The sequence below is a fragment of the Nicoliella sp. ESL1113 genome (genome assembly GCF_058509245.1).
Map to the genome: position 1 here is coordinate 978954 of NZ_CP196387.1, position 20180 is coordinate 999133.

The following is a 20180-nucleotide window of genomic DNA, read 5'->3' on the forward strand; positions in this document are numbered from 1 at the left end:
TATATATTCATCATATTTATAATCAATAAAAAAAGAGACCATGGAATAAAACCATAGTCTCATCGATAAATTAATTTTTATTTTAATAGTGTTCCATGTATTGCTTACGTTCCCATTCAGAAACTTGAATCTTGTATGCGTCATATTCAAGGTGCTTAGCAGTCGTGAAGCCCTTGATCAAACGTTCGCCAAGTGCGTTTTTAATAACGTCGTCCTTAGCTAATTCATTTAAAGCATCCTTTAATGTTTCTGGAAGACTTTCGATATCGTTATCAGATCTTTCTTCTGAATCCATCTTGTAGATATTACGGCTAGTTTCAGGCATTGGCTTGATCTTGTTCTTTAATCCATCTAAACCAGCTTCTAGTAGCACTGCAATAAACATGTATGGATTAGCAGTAGGATCACCACTCCGTAGTTCCAAACGAGTCCCCATTCCACGAGAAGCAGGGATCCGAACAAGTGGTGAACGGTTTGAAGCAGACCATGCAATGTAAACAGGAGCTTCATAACCAGGTACTAAACGCTTGTATGAGTTAACGGTTGGATCACCAATTGCAGCAATAGCCTTGGCATGCTTCAATAATCCACCCAAGAAGTAATAAGCAGTTTCTGATAATTCTAATTCACCATTTTTGTCAAAGAAGGTGTTACCATCTTCGTTAAATAATGACATGTTCATATGCATCCCTGAACCATTAATTCCACTAAGTGGCTTTGGCATAAAGGTTGCATATAAACCATGCTTCTTAGCAATCGTCTTAACCACGATCTTAAAGTTTTGGATATTATCTGCAGTTTCTAACGCATTTGCGTATTTGAAATCAACTTCATGTTGACCTGGAGCAACTTCGTGATGGGCAGCTTCAACATCAAAGCCCATCTTTTCCAATGTAAGCACAATTTCACGACGACAATCTTCACCTTGATCCATTGGAGCACGGTCAAAGTAACTACCTGAATCATTCAGCTTTGTAGTAGGATTGCCATTTTCATCCATCTTGAACAAGAAGAATTCTGGTTCTGGTCCAATGTTAAATGATGAAAAACCAGCCTTTTTCATGTCTGATAAGACCCGAACAAGGTTATTTCTAGGGTCCCCTTCAAAGTATTCTCCGTTTGGCTTTCTAACTGAACAAATCACTCCAGCAATCTTGCCATGTTCTTCACTCCATGGGAATGTCATCCAAGTAGAAAGGTCTGGGAATAGGTACATATCACTTTCTTCAATTCTAACGAATCCTTCAATTGAAGAACCATCGAACATAATCTTATCATCCAATAATTCATCTAATTGACTAATTGGTAATTCGACGTTCTTAACAGTTCCGAATAGGTCGGTAAACATTAATCTTAAAAAGTTAACGTTATCTTCCTTAACCATTCGTCTGATGTCATCTTTTGTGTAATCATGCTTAGTTGCCATAAATAAATCGCTCCTCACGTTGGAAATCAATTTTTACATCGGATTGTTAAAAGGGTTACCATTATCAGCTAGTCCACCGAGATTTAAAAACTCCTTATGCAATAAACGCCTTGCTTCATCATCTGAAATCGACTTCGATAATGATTCTTGTTCCTGCTTGCGTTTAGCCTCTCGTTTGGCAAAGACCGCTTGAATATCCGCAATGTTAAACCCTTCTCCTAAGAAGTCCTTAATCTCCAAGATTCGATCGATATCATTTAGAGAATACATGCGACGGTTCCCCTCGTTACGCTTGGGTAATACCAATCCCTGTTCCTCATAATATCTAATTTGTCTTGCAGTCAAGTCGGTTAATTTCATTACAGTTCCAATCGGTAATACCGATAATGAACGGCGTAGTTCTTTTTCGCTCATAACGTTTCCCTCCAACATCTATAATCATATCATCTTTTTTCCATCCGTCAAGGATTTATGTTACTTTTTATAACATCAGAACCCGTTTTATTTATTTAACCACGTTTGAACGGTTTCTTCAACCATTTTTAATGTCGTCGGGTGTTGTAATAAGTTAAACCACTTAACATTCATTTTATTCCGAAACCAGGTTAGTTGTCGTTTGGCATAGTGTCTAGAATCCTGTTTAATTTTAGCAACTGCGACGTCTCGTTCAATGGCTCCGCTTAAGTATGGATACAGTTCTCGATAACCAATCCCCTTTCCAGCAGGTAAATCGGTTCCACCTTGTGATAATAGCCACTGGGCTTCATCGAGCAATCCGTCTTGTAACATCAAATCAACGCGTTGGTTAATCCGCTCATAGACTAACGCACGTTCTGCATTCAATCCGATCAAAAGCGAGTCATATTGATTCGATGCCAATTGGGGTTGTTCAGAGAATCGGTGTCCCGTCTTTTGGTAAACCTCTAATGCCCGAATTACCCTGCGAACGTTGTTAACTGGAATTTGCGTTGCAGCAACGGGATCAACTTGCTTTAAACGTTGCCACATTGCGTAGTTACCGATCGACTGCGCCTGGGCTTTTAACTCAGTTCTGAGCTTTCGATCGGCTTCATCATCGCCCCCCAAAGCGAGGTTATCCAAGAGGGCCTGCAAATAAAAGCCAGTCCCGCCAACAATAATTGGTAACCGCCCCCGTGCGCTAATGTCATCGATCCAATGGGTCGCATCTGCAACAAAATCAGCAGCTGAGTAGCGTTCGTTAACATCTTTGATATCGATTAAATGATGGGTAACACCATTCATTTCCTGAGGCGTCACCTTAGCCGTTCCAATATCTAAATGACGATAAACCTGCATCGAATCTCCTGAAATAATCTCGCCATTGAATTGCTTTGCTAATTGAATGGATAATGCTGTTTTACCAACCGCAGTTGGCCCTACGATTCCTAATACCTTTTGCAATTAAATATCCCCTTGAAATTTTTTGCGCATTTGCAACGCTAACCGCGGATCATCAGTAATCAATCCGTGATAGTGACGATGCAAACAAAATGCGATTTCGAACTTTTGGTTGACGGTCCACGGTCTGAAGTAACGATGGAAACTAAAAATGGGGTGGGCCATCAATATCCTAACTTCTGGATGAAAATTATGAATTAATTTTTGTTTAAATAGATGCCGCATCGAACGGTAATGATAAATCATCAGTCCCGCAGTTTCGACCTGCGGAGCTAGTCGAGCCATCTGCTCCGTAGTCGCCAGGTTAAAGCTAGAGTAGATCAAACTAAAATTATAATCATGGGTCGCAAAGTAGTTAGCAACTAATTCCTCAATCCCTTGATAATGAATATGATCAGTTTTAATTTCTAGGTTCAAGGCCCCCGTAAAATGATTTTGCACCAAGCATTGGACCATTTCATCCAATGTCGGAATCCTCTGCTTGCCTAATTTCGGATGGGTTTGATTAGCATTTAGCTGTTTTAATTCTGCCAAAGTAAAGTCCTTAACTAAACCATGCCCATTAGTGGTTCTTTGAACATTCTCATCATGAATAATAACTAACTGCCGATCCTTTGTTAAATGAACATCAGTTTCAATTCCATCTACGCCCATTTGAATCGCCATTTCAAATGCTACCAAGGTGTTTTCTGGTGCATCATGTTTAGCGCCACGGTGTGCAAAAATCATTGTTTTCATAATTAACAGCATCCTTTGCCTTAAATATTAAAATTCTTATCCATCATACTGGATAAATTACTATAAATAAAGCATAATATAATTGAAAGTAAATCTAAAGAGGAGGCTTTACTATGCGCAATTTCAGTAAAGGATTTTTAGCTGGCGTATTCGCAACTGTCGGTTGTGTTGCAGGTGCAATGTTTTCATTCAAAAAAGCAGTCGTTGATCCAATCGAAGATCAAGAAGCTAAGTATGAAGAAAACAGAAAGCGTTCATTAAGAAAGAGCCGTTCTGCACACCAAGGCTAAATCAATAATAACTAAAAAAAGAGGTGCTTATATTAAACTAAGCATCTCTTTTTTTAGTCTTGCCATTCCAATTTCGATAACCATTTTTTAAGACGTAGATCTGACGATACCCCTTTTTATGCAAAAGTAGTGCCGCGCGTGTACTAATGGTTTGCCCTTGATCATATAAAATGACTGGTAAATCAGGCCGAATATCGCCATAAAATTGACGAATGGTAGAATACGGAATACTCCGTGCCCCCAAGATATGGCCAGCGTTAAAATCACGTTTTTCACGCAGATCAACAATTTGGGCGCGTCGTTTTAACGCGTTAAATTGGGTTTCATCAATTACATTTGCGACTTGTTTTAGTCGGTAACGATTGATGAGGAACCATGCCCCCCAAACGGCTAAAATAACAATAAGCGTAATGAAAAATGTTAAGCCTGACAAAATTTAATCAGTCCCCTCATGCAAAAAATTATTTGCTACTTCCAAATGCCTTTTCAGCTAATTCGGCAGCTCCCATTACCCCTGCGTCGTTCCCTAATTGGGCTAAACGAATGCGAGTAGAGTCACGAACTGGCTTAAATGCATTTTCTTGGAAGTATCTAGTCGTTGGTTGTAAGAGGGTATTTCCAGCGTTAGAAACCCCTCCACCAATCACGATACTTCCTGGGTTAAAGATGTTTCCGATGTTTCCTAATGCAAGTCCTAAGTATGAACAAACTTGATCTACGACTTGGTTAGCTAAAATATCACCATTATCTGCTAAGTAGAAAATGATCTTAGAAGTAATTTCTTCGCGGGCATCTTCTAATTCCTTTAACCGAGAAGTCCCAGTAAAGTTAGCAGCTAAGTCCTTGGCAACGTGAACGATCCCAGTAGCGGAAGCGTATTGTTCTAGACAACCACGCTTTCCACAAGTACATAGGTAACCGTTTTGGACAACGGTAATGTGACCAATTTCACCGGCAGCACCGTTGATTCCGTGAACTAATTCACCATCAACGATAACTCCACCACCGACTCCGGTTCCTAAGGTAACGAAGACAACATCGCTTTCCTTACTTCCGGCCCCGCGCCATGATTCACCTAATGATGCAGCGTTGGCATCGTTATCAGCAACGAATGGAAGGCCAACACCCTTTTCAATTTGTTCCTTAATTGGTTGTGGAGTGGTCCAATTGAGGTTATATGCCCCTGTAACAGTTCCCTTTTCACGGTTTACAGTTCCTGGGGTCCCCATTCCAATTCCAATGAAATCACTTTTAACGTGGTTAGCATTATCCATGGTTTCATTGATTGACTTAATAATATTTGGAACGATGTGACTACCATTTTCACTAACGTCAGTATCAATTTTCCACTTGTCCAAAATTTGACCGTCAGTAGTTAAAAAAGCCATCTTGGTAGTAGTCCCACCTAAGTCAATTCCAATTAATTTATTTGCTGCCATTACTAAATTCCTCCTAAATCGTGTTTCCGCGCTTCTTTTCGTTCTTCAATCCTATGTTCATGATTCAGAACTAATTTTGCGTTGATAAAAGATTTGTCAGAAATAACGTGAGCCTCGTGTAAATGATCCAGTTCGAGGGCCATTACTTCGATATCCCACAGTCGTTTTCCAACATAAACATAAATTCCAAATTGTTTTAGTAATTGTTGAACATCATACAACGTTTTCATTGTCCCACATCCTAAAGTAAAATGCACTAATAATTTAGTACTTTCCAACATATCCGACATAGAATAAGGCTACTGCGATGATAACCAGTGTGATTGTAGCTAAAATCTGCTTAGGTAATGAAATAAAGCGCTTTCTTGGTAGCCCAACAAAATAGGCGGATAGGAACCCACCTACTAAACCACCAATGTGCCCTGCGATATCGATGCTTGATGAAAAAAGATTAAATCCTAAGTTCAACAAAATAAAGAAAATAAATGATCTCGTCATTTGCTTAATATATGGATTTTCCCAAAAGACTTCTCCAATCATCAAAAAGGAGCCGAACAATCCAAAGATCGCAGTACTAGCCCCTGCGGACAGCCCATCATTAAATGCAAAACTAGCTAAATTACCAACAATTCCTGAGATAAAGAAAATCAAAGCGAACCGAGTGTGGCCAAATAACGTTTCTAGTTGAGTTCCCATATAGTATAACGTAATTCCGTTAAATAAAATATGGGTAATGCTCAGGTGAATAAAGATCGGGGTTACTAATCGCCAGAGCTGACCATCAATAATCAACGGATTATATTTAGCCCCGAAGCGAACTAGATTAGCAACATCGGCAGTTCCACCATCCAGACTCATCACTATGAACACCAATCCCATTATCCCTAATAGTGTATAGGTAACGAACGGTTTCGAATTGATTTGTGCTCCCCTATTTTTCAAAAATGCACACCATTAGCTAATAATTGTTTTTACCCTTATATCATACTTGTTTACGTCCCAATTGGGAACCGCACACAATTGAGCAGGTAAAGCTAAGCTAATCGTATTGCCTAAATAATCAGCCAAGTAACGATCGTAAAATCCGCCCCCAAAGCCAAGTCGGTCATGGGTCTGGGTGGCAAACGAGAGCCCTGGTACAATGATCAGGTCAATCAAATGCTTTTCGATCACCAGTCCATTCGTTGGTTCCATAATCCCGAACTTCGTTTTAAACAGTTTTGTCGTGGCATCATAAGTAACAAATTCCATTTGAAAGTCGGGTAGCGTGCGCGGTACTACGACGCGTTTACCAGCTTTTAAAGCTTGTGCAATGATTGGAGCGGTATCAAGCTCAATCGCAGAACTAAGCGTAATTGCGACTGTCTTAGCAGATTGCCAATCTGGATGCGTAAATAGCTGTTGATATAAATTTTGATCTACATGCTGTGTGTTTTTTAAAGCCGCTATAATTTGATTTCTAAGTGCTTTTTTATTCATTTTAATTATCCTAGATAATAAAAAAGGTTTGGGTTAACCCCCAAGCCTTATTTTGTTTCACGGTGTAAAGTAACTTTACGGTCACGTGGACAATACTTCTTTAGTTCTAGACGATCGGGGTTGTTCCGACGGTTCTTGCTAGATAAGTAGTTACGTTCGTGACATTCAGTACATTCTAAGGTAATGTGTACGCGCATTATTATCCCCCCAAACATTAATTAGTTTTTTAATTGAGTTTAACAACTATTGACTAAATCATTCTATCATTTTTTCAGTCATTTTGCTAGTAATTTCAAAAAGATTGTTAAGGAAAATTACTTAACAGTTAATTTGCATTGCTCAATGTCGAAGTTGATTGGACATATTTCCAGTAAGCAGCGTAAATTTCCTTCGCCAAATTAGTGTTATTGTCTTCTGCATCGGTTGGCAAGTTCGGAATTGCTAGGGCCACCACCACTTGTGGATCTGATGAAGGGGCATACGAACCTAAACTCAGTGTAACCGTTTCGTTACCGTGTTTACCACCATAGTAAGTTTGCGCAGTCCCCGTCTTAGCTGATACGGATGGCTTGATCGTATTTAAGTTAATACCAGTCTTGTACTCATTAGTCCCATGGACAACATCATAGAATCCATCGGTAACGACCTTCTTTTGGGCCTGCGTCATGTTGATTTCGTTCAAGACCTTTGGTTCGAATGAATACTTCACCCGTCCTAGCTTACCACTCGCAGTCGTTCCTCGAATCGATTGGACGATATGAGGTTGTAGACGATAGCCACCATTTGCGATCGTCGAAATATATTGTGCAATCTGTAAAGTAGTGTATGCATCATAGTTCCCAAATGAAAGGTCTAAGGCATGCCCGATATTAGCAGCGCCACCTAGCCCTTGAATTCCGGCTGATTCTCCAGGAATATCAATTCCCGTTTTCACACCGAGACCAAATTGATTAAAGTAACCGCGCATCGTATTAAAGACGTTTGGGTTCATGGTCAACGGACCACCTTCGACATACTTAAAGTGGCCTTCCTTCATGGCTAATTGCATCATATAGGAGTTAGATGAAACTTCCAAAGCAGTCGAAGCATCGATATTCATGTTCGCTTCACCATTTTTATTAAACCAAGAAGTCTTCTTTGTTCCACCAGTGATAATTGGTTTTTCAGTCAAAATATCGTTCGTCGGTGTAATCACACCATCCATCAATGCTCCTGACACGGTTGCTCCCTTTACCACGGACCCCATAACGATGGAGTTATTAATCGCACCTAGTTCATTGGAAGTGACCTTACCAGTCTTTGGATCGCGATTGACACCGGCCATCCCGATGATCGCACCTGTATGGGGATTCATTACCACGGCATAAGCACCAGTTGAATCACCAACACTACCACTTTCAGCATCGCGCACTAAACTTTGCAATTTGTTTTGGAACTTATTATTGATGGTCAACTGCAGGTTATCACCCTTTTGTCCACCATACTTTTTAATTTCCTTGGTCACACTAGTGCCCCTTGTTACTTCCACTTGGGTCTGGGCCTTAGTTCCCATTAACGTTGGTTCATATAACTGTTCCAAATAACTTTGTCCAACGCTATCATTTCTAGAGTATCCTTCAGAAAGCAATTCATTGATCCGATCACTAGGCAAACCGACCTTTTCAGATGACACCGTTCCGATGATACTTTGAATGGCACTGCCTTGTGGATATTCACGTGACCAGCTCGTCCCAATTTGAATCCCAGGCATTTCGGAGATGTGCTCACCGACTTCAGCTACTTCCTTGTTGCTTACGTTATTGGTCTTAATGTAAGTCGTTGAAAGTTGATAAGCCCCGTTCATCTTGGTATAAATCGTTGCTGGATTCTCCATTTTACTATTTAAATCAACGTTTTTTAAAACGTAGTCGACTTCTTTTTCAGTCAAATTATCAGTCGTGTAATTACCATTGAGCTTATTTTTAACGTTTTCAGCGTTAGTAGGATTGGCAATATAGTAATTCGCCATTTGCCGTTTGGTTAAGGTATCGGTCGGTACGGTAATGTATTGACTTAATGCATTTGCAATTTCATACATTTTAGATGGTAAAACATTGATCCCCTTAGTGTACGTAATCGCGCGGTGTGTGTTATTACCAACTAATAACTGTCCCGTCGAATCATAAATCATCCCCCGTTGGACATTATCAGTTTTGATCGTCGTATCTGAACGATTAACTTCAGCCTTGTATTGATTCCCATCGATCACTTGCAAATACGCTAATTTACCAATTAACGCAGCAAACAAGATTCCAACGATTACGAATATAAAATTCAATCGGAATGAAATCTTGGATTCACCATCTTTTTTATGGTGACTAAAAAGGCCCTTAAAAAAATTATTCAAAACAATTAAATCCCCTTACGCATTTCATAATTATTCCTATAATGATATTTTATTTACTTCTGATTGATTGTACAATAAAATTATTGCTTTTTTAACTTATTTTATATTTGAGGTGCGAAATTTAATGAAACGCTTTTGTAAAACTTATTGGTTCTTATTACTCAGTTTTTTAATTCCATTTGTTATTATGGCATGTTACTTCGCTTATCGCAACATGGCGCCATTTGGTGACCAAAGTATTTTAACTGTCGATATGGGCCAACAATACGTCGATTTTTATGCCTATTTTAAGCACGCCATCATCTCAGACCCGACCAGCATCTTTTATTCATTCTCTAAAGCCCTCGGGGGTGAAATGGTCGGTTTATGGGCTTATTACTTAACTAGTCCCATTAACTTAATCCTATTATTGTTCCCGTTAAAAAACCTCGCAAGCGGCATTTTATTGGTCACCTTAATCAAATACGGACTGGCAGGATTGAGCTTTGGTTATCTCGTTTTCAAAAAAACCGCTACTTCAAAGATTTTAATCCCAGGTTGGGCAACCGTATACGCACTGAACGGCTGGATCATCGCTAACCAACTTAACTTAATCTGGTTAGACGCAATGTATATGTTACCATTGATCGTCTTAGGAATTGAACTACTCATCGATGAACAAAAGTGGAAAACATACCTATTTAGTTTAGCAGCAATGCTCATCATTAACTACTATATGGCCTACATGATCTGTATTTTTTCAATCTTGTATTTTGCATACTATTCAATAACCAAATGGCATTCAAAACGCCAATTTATTGGCAATACAATTCGGTATGCAATCAGTTCCTTACTTGCGGGAGGACTGGCCGCCTGTTTATTAATGCCGACTTTTGCGGCTCTGTTGATCAGTAAGGCGAGTTACACGGTCACCAAATTCAAATGGCAGTTTGAATACGCTCCACTCAAGATGCTAGCTAAGTTCTTTAACGGCGCATTTAACTTTAACCAAATGCCGAACGGAACGCCGAACGTCTTTGTCGGTAGCGTTGCCATTATCGGATTCGTTTCATTTTTCTTTATCAATCGATTCAAACTTCGCCAAAGAATCGCTGCTGGACTGATCACTGGGTTTTTAGTTATCTCGATGATGTTCCAGCCACTCGATTTGTTCTGGCATGCAATGCAATTCCCAATCTGGTATCCATACCGCTTTTCATTTATCTTTTGTTTTTGGTTGGTCTGGATCGCTTGTCAAGCGCTTAATCAAATCGAATTCCTTCGCGAATGGGCCAAAGTAGTGGTAATTGCAATCATTGCTAGTGGGATCCTTTACATTACGTTCAATTTTAAGACCTTCAATAATTTCTTAACGGTAGAAAACGTTTCCATCGGGATTATCCTGATGATTGCAGCCACCCTATTGATATTTTGGGTGCGCAACAATAATTACTTTCCAGTCGCTATCATTATCCTGATCTGCGGAGAAATGGGTTATAACGTCTTTAGTTCATTGAACAATATTTCATACGTTACCAATTCCAATTACGTTGATTACACCAGCAACTTAAAACGGCCGGTCGATCAAATCAAGGATAATGACGATTCATTTTACCGTATCGGCAAGACATTTTACCGAACTAAGGATGATCCATTCGAGGTCAGCTATAATGGTGGTGACCATTTCTCCTCTACTTTCGAACGGGCCACGCCCCAGTTCATGGAAAACATTGGTCAACCAGATGGGGATGGCTTTACCGAATATTCGAACGGAACCGTGCTATCAGATGCACTGCTCTCAATGAAATATTGGCTCAATGCCGATAATCCCAGCTCTGATCAATATTTACAGCCACTTACGACTAGACCAGACTTGAATCGTTACCACCTTTTGCGAACTAGGGATCACGTGCAAACGTATGAAAACCAAGAAGCCCTCCCAATCGCTTTTGCAAGTAACAAACAGGTCTTCCAAAGTAATCTAGCAACTGATCCGACCCGTTATCAATCAAATATCATAAATAATATGATGGGCAACGATACCAATGATCGCCTATTTACAGCCATCAATTTTGATAGTTCAACCTTTAGAAACGTTCCACACCAGTCCAATTTGACAGGGACGTTTATTCAAAAACAAGATCTATTAAAACCAGCCAGCATGATGCTGACGTTTACACCAAAGACTAATGACTCGTACTACCTAACGTTCGGCAGTTCAATCAACTTCGGTAGTTCTCAAGATAGCCAAAACGTGAAGGTCTATCGCAATGGATTGGTTTTAAATCAATACCCTACTTTTCGTAATACCGTGATTGCAAACGTAGCCTCAAATGACAAGGGTAAACCGATCACGATCAACATTGAATTATTGAAAACGAATTTATTATTGCAAAACTTTACGCTCTACCAGTTCAACAACCAAGCCTTCGAAAAACAAGTCAATCAATTAAAACAACACGCCGCCAAGATCACCGCATTTAACAGCCGCATGTTCAAGGGGCAGATTCAGATCACAAAGAATCACCAAGCCCTAACAACAACGATTCCTTATTCGAAGGGCTGGCGATTGCTAGTGAACGGCAAACCACATCCAATTAAGAAGTGGTCGAATATGTTCATTGGGGCCCAGCTCAAACCAGGGAAGTATGATTTCGAACTATCATATTGGCCACCATTACTCACTCCAGGATTGATCATATCAGCCGTCTCTCTGATTATCATCGGTGGATTAATAATCATCAAACGCAAACCAAAAGCATAAAAAAAACGAGTTCAGCAAACTGAACTCGTTTTTTTTACGATTATCTAAGCATTACTCAACCTTAGTGATCTTAACGGTCATATCACCGGCAGGAATTTTAATGGTCACAACATCATTGACCCGATTGCCTAATAGGGCCTTTGCAATTGGGGAATCGTTAGAAATCTTTCCTTCCAGTGGATCTGATTCAGCAGCTCCCACGATTTGGTAAGTTTCTGCATCACCATCTGGTTGTTCAACAAAGGTAACCTTTTTCCCAACGTTCACGATGTCAGAATCAGTATCTGCATTATCAACCACTTCTGAATATTGAAGCATGTGTTCAATGGTCGAAATACGCCCCTCTAACATACTTTGTTCATTCTTAGCGGATTCGTATTCGGAGTTTTCTGATAGATCACCATAACTCCGTGCAATCTTAATTCTTTCAATAATTTGGGGCCGTTGATTCAAGCGAAGATCGTCTAATTCCTTTTCGAGGTTCGCTTTCCCCTCAGCAGTCATTGGAAATTTTTCATCAGCTGGCATTTAAATCATCCTTTCAAGTTTAATTAAATTGATGTGTCAATGTTATTTTCAACACGATGATCCCCGTGTTGAATTAAAATGGACTTAATTTTAGTGGTTAATAAATCAATTGCCACTTCGTTCTTTCCACCTTCAGGAATAATGATATCTGCATTCCGTTTAGTTGGTTCGATAAATTCATGATACATTGGACGAACCGTATCCAAATATTGCTGGATTACTTCATCCACCGTCCGTCCCCGTTCTTGGGTATCACGTCTAATTCTTCTGATCAGTCGAATATCATCATCAGTATCAACGAACACCTTGATGTCCATTAAGTCACGAAGTCTTTTATCATCCAAAACTAAAATTCCCTCTAAGATGATAACATCCATTGGGTCTTGATGCACAGTTTCAGTACTTCTTGTTAAATGGGTGTAATCATAGACTGGCTTTTCAATGGATTTATAATCCAGTAGTTGATTGATTTGTTCAATCAATAAATCAGTATCAAAAGCTAATGGATGGTCATAATTGGTTAATTCACGCTGTGCCATCGTTTTATGTGATTGATCCTTATAATAAGCATCTTGTTGTAAAATCATTAGCGAATTGCCTAGTAAGTGGTTAAAAATGGCCCGACTAACAGTTGTCTTACCACTTCCGGAACCACCCGTAACCCCAATTACAACCGGCCGTTTTCTTTTTTCTGTCATAATTATAAATCTCCCCTAGTCATCTTGCTTCGTCGTGTCTTTACTAATGCTTTTTAGTGAACTGATCTGATTTTGAGAATAAAAGACGCGCTTATTGCTCTGATCATTTAAATAATACAAATAACCCTTTGATTGTTCCTTGGGATTTAATGCCGCAAGGATAAAGTTTAAACTGGGGTTATTGACCGGACCTGGTCCGAACCCAGTATAAATCGAAAGGTTATATGCTGATTTTACCAGATAATCGCTTTTGGTCAATTTATGCAAATAATTATTCGAAGCATATGCTACCGCAATTGAAGAATTCAAAGGTAATCCAGCATTGATTTTATTATATAAAACTCCAGCAATAATTGCACCGTTTTTAGTATTAACATTTTCCCCCTGTACTAGTGAGGCAATCGTCAATAGCTGTTGAACGGTTAAATTCTTTTTCTTAATTTGATTATAGTATGGTTTTAATTCCGCATCAGACTTGGCAACCATCTGGGTAACTAATTGCTTCAAATTACTGGTGCCATTCGCACTATAAGTAGCAGGATATAAATACCCTTCTAATTGATAGCGTAAATCCTTACTCTTAGTCTGTGAAGCTAGCAGTTTTGGATAACGCTTGGCAAGTTCCTTAACAAAGCTTTTATCATTGACTAAACTAAGGAATTCGTTACGACTGTAATTAGTTCGTTGGGCCACCGTATCAGCAATCGTCGATATATTGTCACCCTCTTTGATCACTACCTTACCACGTAACGCCCGAATGGATTCAGCAGAGCCACCCTTTTTCAAAAGGCTCGCAATCTGGTGCAAGCTCATTGAAGGTGAAAATTCATAGTACCCAGAACGAAAATTATTAATATTATGGGCTTTTACATAATAATTAAATACGATCCCGCTTTTCACGATCCCTTGATCTTGCAAAATCGAACCAATTTTTTTATCCGAGGCCCCCATTGGAATATTGACCTCAGTTGTTTGGTGATTGTTCGGATTCAAAGGCTTTAAAGATGTTTTAATGTAATTATGCCCTAAAAATACAATGAATATGAATAAAATGATTAAAATCGAAACGATCCAAAGAATGATCTTTTTACCAAACTTAGCAACTTCCTGCGGATCTTGATCAGAATCAGAATGATGTTCGCTCAATTAATCCGCCCCCAATCGTTTTGAACATTTGAGCGGGTTCAAATTAACGAATTGTGACGTCAAATTCATTTTGCAGTGCCTTTGTAACCTTTTCAAATGCTTTATTAACATCATCATCAACCATTGTATCATGCTTATTTTGATAGGTAAGTGAATATGCAACTGATTTTTTACCAGCTGGAATCCCCTTGCCTTCGAAAATATCAAAGAGGTGGACGTCAGTTAAAAATGCGCCCCCGCGTTTCTTGATGACGGATACGATCTGTTGGTTCGTAACCGATTGATCAACTAGCATTGCGATATCACGACTAACTGAAGGATATTTAGAAATGGCTGTTGATTGTTGGTCTTGTTTAGGCATATCAATTAGCTGTTGTAGATCAAATTCAAATCCATAGGTCGCCTTGATCTTGTATTGCTTAGCGACACTCGGATGAATCTGGCCCACAAACCCTACAAAGTGTCCGTGGACATAAACGTTAGCTGTCCGCCCTGGGTGCATGTCTGAATATTGATTGGTAGCCTTATACTCAACATCCCCAGCAACGTTCAATTCAGCTAACAATAAATCGACGATTCCCTTAATTTGATAGAAGTCGGTCTCAGTCGACTTATGATCCCAAGTACTAGGGGTCAAAGAACCCGTAATTACCCCGGCAACGTGTTCCACTTCAATTGGCCGTGATTGTGATTCTTCATCCTTATAAAAAACGCGTCCTTGTTCATATAAAGCTACATCGTTGACGCTGCGGGCTTGATTATATGCAATATCATCCAATAACCCACTTAAGAGGTTCATCCGAAGGGTCGTATGATCGCTACTCATTGGGAAACTTAGGTTCGTAGCAAAACTTGGCCGCATCATAAATGAAGCTGCCTTATCAGCGGAAGTTAATGCATATGAAATCGCATGGGTCAATCCAGCGCCCTCTAAAACGTTGCGCGTTTTTCTAATTAGCGCTTGTTTAGGCGTTAGGCGCCCAACCGTCGTCCGACTAAGTGGCAATGTACTAGGGATGTTATCGTAGCCGTAAATTCTTGCGACTTCTTCGAACAGGTCAGCTGGGATACTGATGTCCCAACGTCTCACTGGCACGGTCACGGTATATTCACCACTATTTTCCACAACTGAAAAGCCTAATCGTTCAAAGATTGCAGTAATTTGAGCAATGCTTAGTTCAGTTCCTAATACCTGATTGATCCGCGCAGCAGTGGTTTTAACCACGCGTGGTTGGGCATGGTCATCGCTGGCCGTTACCATTCCATTTTCAACGACCGCGTTCCCATCAGTACTAATCAACTCAGCAGCGGCATTCAAAGCTTCTTGAACACTACCATGATCAACACCTCTTTCAAAGCGTTGGGAAGCATCGGTATGAATCAAATGACGTTGTGCAGTCTTTCTGACCTTGACTGGATCAAAAGTAGCACTTTCTAACACAACGGTCTTGGTATCAGCAGTCACTTGGCTATCAAAACCACCCATTACTCCAGCTAACGCCACTGGTTGCTTAGCATCTGCCACCACAATGTCATCTGCCACCAATTCATTATCATTTTCATTTAGGGTCTTTAATTGTTCCCCGTCCTTGGCGTGCCGAACGACCAACTGATGATCCACGAGTTGATCGTAATCATAAGCATGCATCGGTTGTCCATACTTGAGCATGATGTAATTAGTAGCATCAACAACGTTATTAATTGGTTTAATTCCAGCATTCCAAAGCCGAATCTGCAACCAGAGGGGACTACTTTGAACCTTGACGTTCGATAATACCCGTACATTAAAGTTCGGTGCGATGGAATCATCAGCAGTAGCACTAATCAGATCGCTAGTTTTATTGCTACCAGTTTCCTTTAAATCAGGATGGTCTAATTTCAGTGGTAAATCATAGATCGCTGCTAGTTCATGGGCCGTGCCGTAAATGCTCAACATATCTCCACGGTTAGGGGTAACGTCTAGGTCGATCAATTCATCGTCCATCCCGATGTATGGATAAACATCATCGCCCACCTTAGCATCTGATGGCAGGAAGTAAATTCCTTCTGACCATTCCTTTGGGACCACATCCTTAGCAAAACCAATTTCATCTAACGCACAAAGCATCCCGTTGGAAACTACGCCCCGCATTTTACTACGTTTGATTTTTAAGTTATCGCCAACCCTAGCGCCTACTTCAGCGACGATCACCTTTTTATCAACTTGAACGTTCGGTGCTCCACACACGATTTGAATCGGTTCATCTTCACCAACGTCAACTTGACAAATATGCAGGTGATCTGAATCGGGATGGTCTTCCATTGAAACGACCTTCCCAACCACTAATTTTTTAAGCCCGTCAGCTGGACGCACTACGCCATCAACTTCAACGGCCGTTCTTTCGATCTTTTCGGCTAATTTATCGACAGGGACGTTCAAGTCCAGGTATTCTTTTAGCCATTTATAAGAAACAAGCATGTTTTAACACTCCTTAGTTAAATTGAGATAGGAAGCGGACATCATCTAAATAGAAGTCCCGAATATCTGAGACCCCGTATTTCAACATTGCAAGCCGATCAGGTCCTAAACCGAATGCAAAGCCAGTGTATTTTTCAGGATCGACGCCTGCATTTTTCAAGACGTTTGGGTGCACCATTCCAGCCCCCAAAACTTCAATCCAGCCGCTGCCCTTACATACGCTACAACCCTTACCCATACAATTAAAACAGGTAATATCAGCCTCAACTGATGGTTCGGTAAATGGGAAGTAACTTGGCCGTAGCCGCACGTTAAATTTGTCGCCAAATAACTCATGGGTCAATAGTTCCAAGGTCCCCTTTAGATCACTCATCGTAACGTTTTCAGAAACCACCATTCCTTCAACTTGATGGAATTGATGTGAGTGAGTGGGATCATCAGTATCACGTCGATAAACAACCCCTGGTGAGATCATCTTTAGTGGACCCTTGGCGAAGTCATGCTTTTCAAGCGTCCGCGCCTGCATTGGTGATGTTTGGGTCCGCATCAAGATTTCATCTGTAATGTAAAAAGTATCTTGCATATCACGTGCTGGATGGTCCTTTGGTAGGTTCATCATTTCGAAGTTATACTTATCTTCTTCCACTTCGGGACCGCTAAGCACTGAATAACCCATCCCTAAGAACAAGTCCGTAATTTCATCAATGATCGACTGAATGACATGGGGATGACCCTTGGCTACTGGTGTACCAGGCAACGTCACGTCAATTTTTTCATTAGCCAATTGAGCATTCAATCGCTTGGCTTCTAATTCAGCGACCTTAGCATCCAATGCAGTTTGTAGGTCATCTCTAATCTTATTAGCATAGCTACCGACCTTGGGCCGTTCTTCAACTGCAAGGTCTTTGATCCCCCGTAACGCCTTAGTAATGGGACCCTTTTTCCCCAATAGCTTTACCTTTATATTTTCATGAATTGCTTTAATATCAGTCGCATCATTAATGGCTTTAATTCCACGATCATGAATTTGACTTAATTCATCCTTTAAACTCATCTTTATCCTCCTTAATTGCACAAAAAAAAGCCTCATCCCTACAAAAAGGGACGAAGCTGCGCGGTACCACCCTACTTTAGATGCTAGATCAAAGCCATCTACTCTCAAAATCAATAACGGTGATCACCGGATATTTTTTGTTCATTAACAAACTCCCAATATCTGTTCAGAAAATGAATTCAATCGACCTATAGCTACTTTCAGCATCTATAGCTTCTCTGTGAAACGGTCAACCTACTAATTTTTCATCGAAACATATCTAGTTTGATATTAAACTATTCATAGCAATTAATCAAGCCTATTTTTAGGCGAACCACTTATTCGCCCAATTATGAACTGAGCTCATAATGGGCTCTAGCTCTAGTCCCTTTGCGGTCAATTGATATTGGATCAATGAAGAATCCTTAAATGTATTTCTGGAAACGATTCCTTCGGCCTCTAGTTCTTTAAGGCGTTCAACTAAAACTCGATCACTACACTTACTAATCGTCTTAGCAATGTTCTTAAATCTGAGGGGGCCTTCATTTAGTAATGTTTCGATGATCAATCCATTCCATTTTTTGCCTAAAATCGCAAATGTCTTTTGAAACTTTGGGCAAAGGTGAAAATCTGGAGCACATTGATCAGCTTTTAATTCGTCCATAAAAAATCCCTCCTGTAATAAATAATCATGTATTATCCATTTTATCGATATTTCAAATTTTTTCAAATATTTTCCTTACTTTTCGGTTAAACGGTCCTAAAAATTCATGAATTGCTGCATAATCATCGACTAATGATACAATAACGCTCTCTTTGTATTTTGGTCGTGCCAATGTAAAGCCCCACATATGTTTTAATATAATGTCGCGTTCCATTGGTGAAAGCTCAGTTATTTTTTCAGCGTTCTTTAATGCTACGCGGGGATGAATAAAGGCGTGTGAACCTAAATTGAACTTAGTGACCCGCCAGTCATAAAAGAAAAAATCGTGTAACAATCCCCCACGTGCAATGGCCCGATAGTTCAAATGGAATTTTTTAGCAATTCGATAGCTAACGTATGAAACGTAAATCGAATGATTAAGCCTGGTAGAGTGATGGTGTTGGACGATCGTGGCCATCCGCTTTACTAACGGTTGCGCCAATAAATCTGAAACGATTGAGACGTACTCCTTATCATTGCGCCAATTAGAAGCATCCAAAATGATTCCTCCCTACTTTTGTAAGTGAAACATTACGATTCCAGCAGCAATCGCCACGTTCAAGGATTCAGCATTTCCCTTCATTGGGATAAATAAATTAGCATCAGTGGTCGCAAGCAACGCCGATTGCATTCCATTGCCCTCGTTGCCCATTACCAATGCAAAGTTGGATTGTGGAGTAATTGTACTTAGCGCAACGGCGTTCGGATTTAACTCAGTCCCATAAACTGGATAACCCTGTTCATGATATTCGTTAATCCATTCAGCGAGGTCTGCTTCAGCAATTTGAACGTGGAACTGGCTGCCCTGCATTGCTCGTGATACCTTTGGAGAATACTGACTAGCCGTTCCAGAACCAAAAACGACTCCAGTTAGCCCCATTGCATCGGCAGTCCGAACCATCGTTCCGATATTACCTGGATCTTGAACTTGATCCAATAGTAGCCATCCGCCTTGAGCATAATTAGCTGCTACTTGGGCACTCGGCTGAATTTCAACCACGGCAAAAATGCCCTGGGGGGTTTTAGTATCACTAATGTGGTTCGCAACTTCATTAGTCACTACGACATAATCATATTTATCAACAAAGAAATCCCCGTCAGCATCTAGCCGCGCTTGGGTCACGATTATCGTAACGATTGGTTGATCATAATTAATGGCTTCAGAAACTAAGTGCCATCCCTCTAATAGGTATTGGCCAGCCCCTTGGCGCCCGTGTTTGGTTTTTAATTTCGTCCAGGCTTTGACCTGGCGATTTTGATTTGATGTAATTTTTTCCATTATTTTCTCCTGTATAATCCGCAATTAATATTCTAACATATTTATTGTGATATAATTTTATTGTTAACTATTTTTTAAGTAAGAGGTAATGAAATGAAACCAACTTTAGAATTAATCGTTTATGGAACCGTCCAAGGGGTCGGATTCAGATGGGCAACCAAACAAGTTGCTGAACAACTCAATATTAATGGTTCCGTCGAGAACCTAGCGGATGGATCAGTACGGATTTTGGCTCAAGGTGAGCACAAACAATTAGATCAATTCGTAGATCAAGTTAGACAACCATCAAACAGTGCTGCAGAGGTAACTGATATTAACCTTAGTTTCACTAAGCACGATGCTTTTCATAATTTTACCACGATTTAATTTGCAAATTCGCCGTGATTAAATTACGATATTTAAATAGCATATTATG

At 40.0% G+C, this 20180-nt stretch carries 22 protein-coding genes and 1 other annotated feature; of the genes, 3 read left to right on the forward strand and 19 right to left on the reverse strand.

Going from position 1 to position 20180, the window contains the following annotated elements:
- Positions 1-82: 82 nt before the first annotated feature.
- The 4 genes from glnA to ACSYTJ_RS04085 all read right to left on the reverse strand — a co-directional run bounded on the left by glnA (position 83) and on the right by ACSYTJ_RS04085 (position 3583).
- Positions 83-1426, reverse strand: a complete 1344-nt coding sequence (gene glnA, locus ACSYTJ_RS04070; protein ID WP_491716348.1) for a type I glutamate--ammonia ligase — start codon at positions 1424-1426, stop codon at positions 83-85.
- A gap of 33 nt (positions 1427-1459) precedes the next feature.
- Entirely contained in the window at positions 1460-1840 is a 381-nt protein-coding gene (locus tag ACSYTJ_RS04075; protein WP_491716349.1) for a MerR family transcriptional regulator, read from the reverse strand.
- Between the two features lie 87 nt (positions 1841-1927).
- Entirely contained in the window at positions 1928-2848 is a 921-nt protein-coding gene (gene miaA, locus ACSYTJ_RS04080; RefSeq protein WP_491719564.1) for a tRNA (adenosine(37)-N6)-dimethylallyltransferase MiaA, read from the reverse strand.
- On the reverse strand, positions 2849-3583 hold the full coding sequence (locus tag ACSYTJ_RS04085; RefSeq protein WP_491719565.1) for a glycerophosphodiester phosphodiesterase family protein: 735 nt from the start codon (positions 3581-3583) through the stop codon (positions 2849-2851).
- Between the two features lie 113 nt (positions 3584-3696).
- Between ACSYTJ_RS04085 and ACSYTJ_RS04090 the strand changes: the two genes are divergently transcribed.
- The gene (locus tag ACSYTJ_RS04090; RefSeq protein WP_491716352.1) at positions 3697-3873 is read left to right on the forward strand and encodes a DUF3042 family protein; all 177 of its coding nucleotides are present in this window, start codon (positions 3697-3699) and stop codon (positions 3871-3873) included.
- A 37-nt stretch (positions 3874-3910) separates the two neighbouring features.
- On the opposite strand, the gene ACSYTJ_RS04095 is transcribed toward ACSYTJ_RS04090, so the two are convergent.
- The 7 genes from ACSYTJ_RS04095 to ACSYTJ_RS04125 all read right to left on the reverse strand — a co-directional run bounded on the left by ACSYTJ_RS04095 (position 3911) and on the right by ACSYTJ_RS04125 (position 9177).
- Complete coding sequence (locus ACSYTJ_RS04095) at positions 3911-4306, reverse strand: rhodanese-like domain-containing protein (RefSeq protein ID WP_491716353.1); 396 nt, start codon at positions 4304-4306, stop codon at positions 3911-3913.
- Positions 4307-4334: 28 nt separating this feature from the next.
- The gene (locus ACSYTJ_RS04100) at positions 4335-5312 is read right to left on the reverse strand and encodes an ROK family glucokinase (protein ID WP_491716354.1); all 978 of its coding nucleotides are present in this window, start codon (positions 5310-5312) and stop codon (positions 4335-4337) included.
- 2 nt (positions 5313-5314) lie between these two features.
- Complete coding sequence (locus ACSYTJ_RS04105) at positions 5315-5542, reverse strand: YqgQ family protein (RefSeq protein ID WP_491716355.1); 228 nt, start codon at positions 5540-5542, stop codon at positions 5315-5317.
- A 34-nt stretch (positions 5543-5576) separates the two neighbouring features.
- Positions 5577-6191, reverse strand: coding sequence for a rhomboid family intramembrane serine protease (locus tag ACSYTJ_RS04110; protein ID WP_491717299.1), 615 nt, complete (start codon positions 6189-6191; stop codon positions 5577-5579).
- Positions 6192-6266: 75 nt separating this feature from the next.
- On the reverse strand, positions 6267-6791 hold the full coding sequence (locus ACSYTJ_RS04115) for a 5-formyltetrahydrofolate cyclo-ligase (protein WP_491716356.1): 525 nt from the start codon (positions 6789-6791) through the stop codon (positions 6267-6269).
- Between the two features lie 47 nt (positions 6792-6838).
- Positions 6839-6988, reverse strand: coding sequence for a 50S ribosomal protein L33 (rpmG, locus tag ACSYTJ_RS04120; RefSeq protein WP_219054531.1), 150 nt, complete (start codon positions 6986-6988; stop codon positions 6839-6841).
- Positions 6989-7116: 128 nt separating this feature from the next.
- Positions 7117-9177, reverse strand: a complete 2061-nt coding sequence (locus tag ACSYTJ_RS04125) for a peptidoglycan D,D-transpeptidase FtsI family protein (RefSeq protein ID WP_491719566.1) — start codon at positions 9175-9177, stop codon at positions 7117-7119.
- 124 nt (positions 9178-9301) lie between these two features.
- Between ACSYTJ_RS04125 and ACSYTJ_RS04130 the strand changes: the two genes are divergently transcribed.
- A complete protein-coding gene (locus ACSYTJ_RS04130; RefSeq protein WP_491719567.1) occupies positions 9302-11920 on the forward strand; it encodes a YfhO family protein in 2619 nt (872 codons plus the stop codon).
- Between the two features lie 51 nt (positions 11921-11971).
- Here the strand turns inward: ACSYTJ_RS04130 and greA are convergent, their stop codons facing one another.
- The 8 genes from greA to ACSYTJ_RS04170 form a co-directional block, all read right to left on the reverse strand.
- Positions 11972-12448, reverse strand: coding sequence for a transcription elongation factor GreA (greA, locus tag ACSYTJ_RS04135; RefSeq protein ID WP_491716359.1), 477 nt, complete (start codon positions 12446-12448; stop codon positions 11972-11974).
- A gap of 23 nt (positions 12449-12471) precedes the next feature.
- Complete coding sequence (udk, locus tag ACSYTJ_RS04140; RefSeq protein WP_491716360.1) at positions 12472-13146, reverse strand: uridine kinase; 675 nt, start codon at positions 13144-13146, stop codon at positions 12472-12474.
- A 15-nt stretch (positions 13147-13161) separates the two neighbouring features.
- Positions 13162-14292 (reverse strand): endolytic transglycosylase MltG, encoded by a 1131-nt coding sequence (gene mltG, locus ACSYTJ_RS04145; protein WP_491716361.1) that lies wholly within the window; start codon positions 14290-14292, stop codon positions 13162-13164.
- Positions 14293-14335: 43 nt separating this feature from the next.
- Positions 14336-16750, reverse strand: a complete 2415-nt coding sequence (gene pheT / locus ACSYTJ_RS04150; RefSeq protein ID WP_491719568.1) for a phenylalanine--tRNA ligase subunit beta — start codon at positions 16748-16750, stop codon at positions 14336-14338.
- A 13-nt stretch (positions 16751-16763) separates the two neighbouring features.
- Positions 16764-17804: a phenylalanine--tRNA ligase subunit alpha gene (pheS, locus tag ACSYTJ_RS04155; protein ID WP_491719569.1), complete on the reverse strand. Its 1041-nt coding sequence runs from the start codon at positions 17802-17804 to the stop codon at positions 16764-16766.
- Positions 17805-17847: 43 nt separating this feature from the next.
- Positions 17848-18065 (reverse strand) — a binding site (T-box leader).
- Between the two features lie 43 nt (positions 18066-18108).
- Positions 18109-18447 (reverse strand): winged helix-turn-helix transcriptional regulator, encoded by a 339-nt coding sequence (locus ACSYTJ_RS04160; protein ID WP_491716364.1) that lies wholly within the window; start codon positions 18445-18447, stop codon positions 18109-18111.
- Positions 18448-18499: 52 nt separating this feature from the next.
- Complete coding sequence (locus tag ACSYTJ_RS04165) at positions 18500-18985, reverse strand: HD domain-containing protein (RefSeq protein WP_491716365.1); 486 nt, start codon at positions 18983-18985, stop codon at positions 18500-18502.
- A 12-nt stretch (positions 18986-18997) separates the two neighbouring features.
- Positions 18998-19765, reverse strand: a complete 768-nt coding sequence (locus ACSYTJ_RS04170; protein ID WP_491716366.1) for a TrmH family RNA methyltransferase — start codon at positions 19763-19765, stop codon at positions 18998-19000.
- Positions 19766-19858: 93 nt separating this feature from the next.
- Between ACSYTJ_RS04170 and ACSYTJ_RS04175 the strand changes: the two genes are divergently transcribed.
- A complete protein-coding gene (locus ACSYTJ_RS04175; protein ID WP_491716367.1) occupies positions 19859-20131 on the forward strand; it encodes an acylphosphatase in 273 nt (90 codons plus the stop codon).
- Positions 20132-20180 lie beyond the last annotated feature (49 nt).

Excerpts from the sequence above, each read along its gene's own strand:
- glnA (WP_491716348.1), bottom strand. The coding sequence starts at position 1,426 with ATGGCAACTAAGCATGATTACACAAAAGATGACATCAGACGAATGGTT.
- ACSYTJ_RS04075 (WP_491716349.1), bottom strand. The coding sequence starts at position 1,840 with ATGAGCGAAAAAGAACTACGCCGTTCATTATCGGTATTACCGATTGGA.
- ACSYTJ_RS04085 (WP_491719565.1), bottom strand. The coding sequence starts at position 3,583 with ATGAAAACAATGATTTTTGCACACCGTGGCGCTAAACATGATGCACCA.
- ACSYTJ_RS04090 (WP_491716352.1), top strand. The coding sequence starts at position 3,697 with ATGCGCAATTTCAGTAAAGGATTTTTAGCTGGCGTATTCGCAACTGTC.
- ACSYTJ_RS04100 (WP_491716354.1), bottom strand. The coding sequence starts at position 5,312 with ATGGCAGCAAATAAATTAATTGGAATTGACTTAGGTGGGACTACTACC.
- ACSYTJ_RS04105 (WP_491716355.1), bottom strand. The coding sequence starts at position 5,542 with ATGAAAACGTTGTATGATGTTCAACAATTACTAAAACAATTTGGAATT.
- ACSYTJ_RS04110 (WP_491717299.1), bottom strand. The coding sequence starts at position 6,191 with ATGGGATTGGTGTTCATAGTGATGAGTCTGGATGGTGGAACTGCCGAT.
- ACSYTJ_RS04115 (WP_491716356.1), bottom strand. The coding sequence starts at position 6,791 with ATGAATAAAAAAGCACTTAGAAATCAAATTATAGCGGCTTTAAAAAAC.
- rpmG (WP_219054531.1), bottom strand. The coding sequence starts at position 6,988 with ATGCGCGTACACATTACCTTAGAATGTACTGAATGTCACGAACGTAAC.
- ACSYTJ_RS04130 (WP_491719567.1), top strand. The coding sequence starts at position 9,302 with ATGAAACGCTTTTGTAAAACTTATTGGTTCTTATTACTCAGTTTTTTA.
- greA (WP_491716359.1), bottom strand. The coding sequence starts at position 12,448 with ATGCCAGCTGATGAAAAATTTCCAATGACTGCTGAGGGGAAAGCGAAC.
- udk (WP_491716360.1), bottom strand. The coding sequence starts at position 13,146 with ATGACAGAAAAAAGAAAACGGCCGGTTGTAATTGGGGTTACGGGTGGT.
- pheT (WP_491719568.1), bottom strand. The coding sequence starts at position 16,750 with ATGCTTGTTTCTTATAAATGGCTAAAAGAATACCTGGACTTGAACGTC.
- pheS (WP_491719569.1), bottom strand. The coding sequence starts at position 17,804 with ATGAGTTTAAAGGATGAATTAAGTCAAATTCATGATCGTGGAATTAAA.
- ACSYTJ_RS04160 (WP_491716364.1), bottom strand. The coding sequence starts at position 18,447 with ATGGACGAATTAAAAGCTGATCAATGTGCTCCAGATTTTCACCTTTGC.
- ACSYTJ_RS04170 (WP_491716366.1), bottom strand. The coding sequence starts at position 19,765 with ATGGAAAAAATTACATCAAATCAAAATCGCCAGGTCAAAGCCTGGACG.
- ACSYTJ_RS04175 (WP_491716367.1), top strand. The coding sequence starts at position 19,859 with ATGAAACCAACTTTAGAATTAATCGTTTATGGAACCGTCCAAGGGGTC.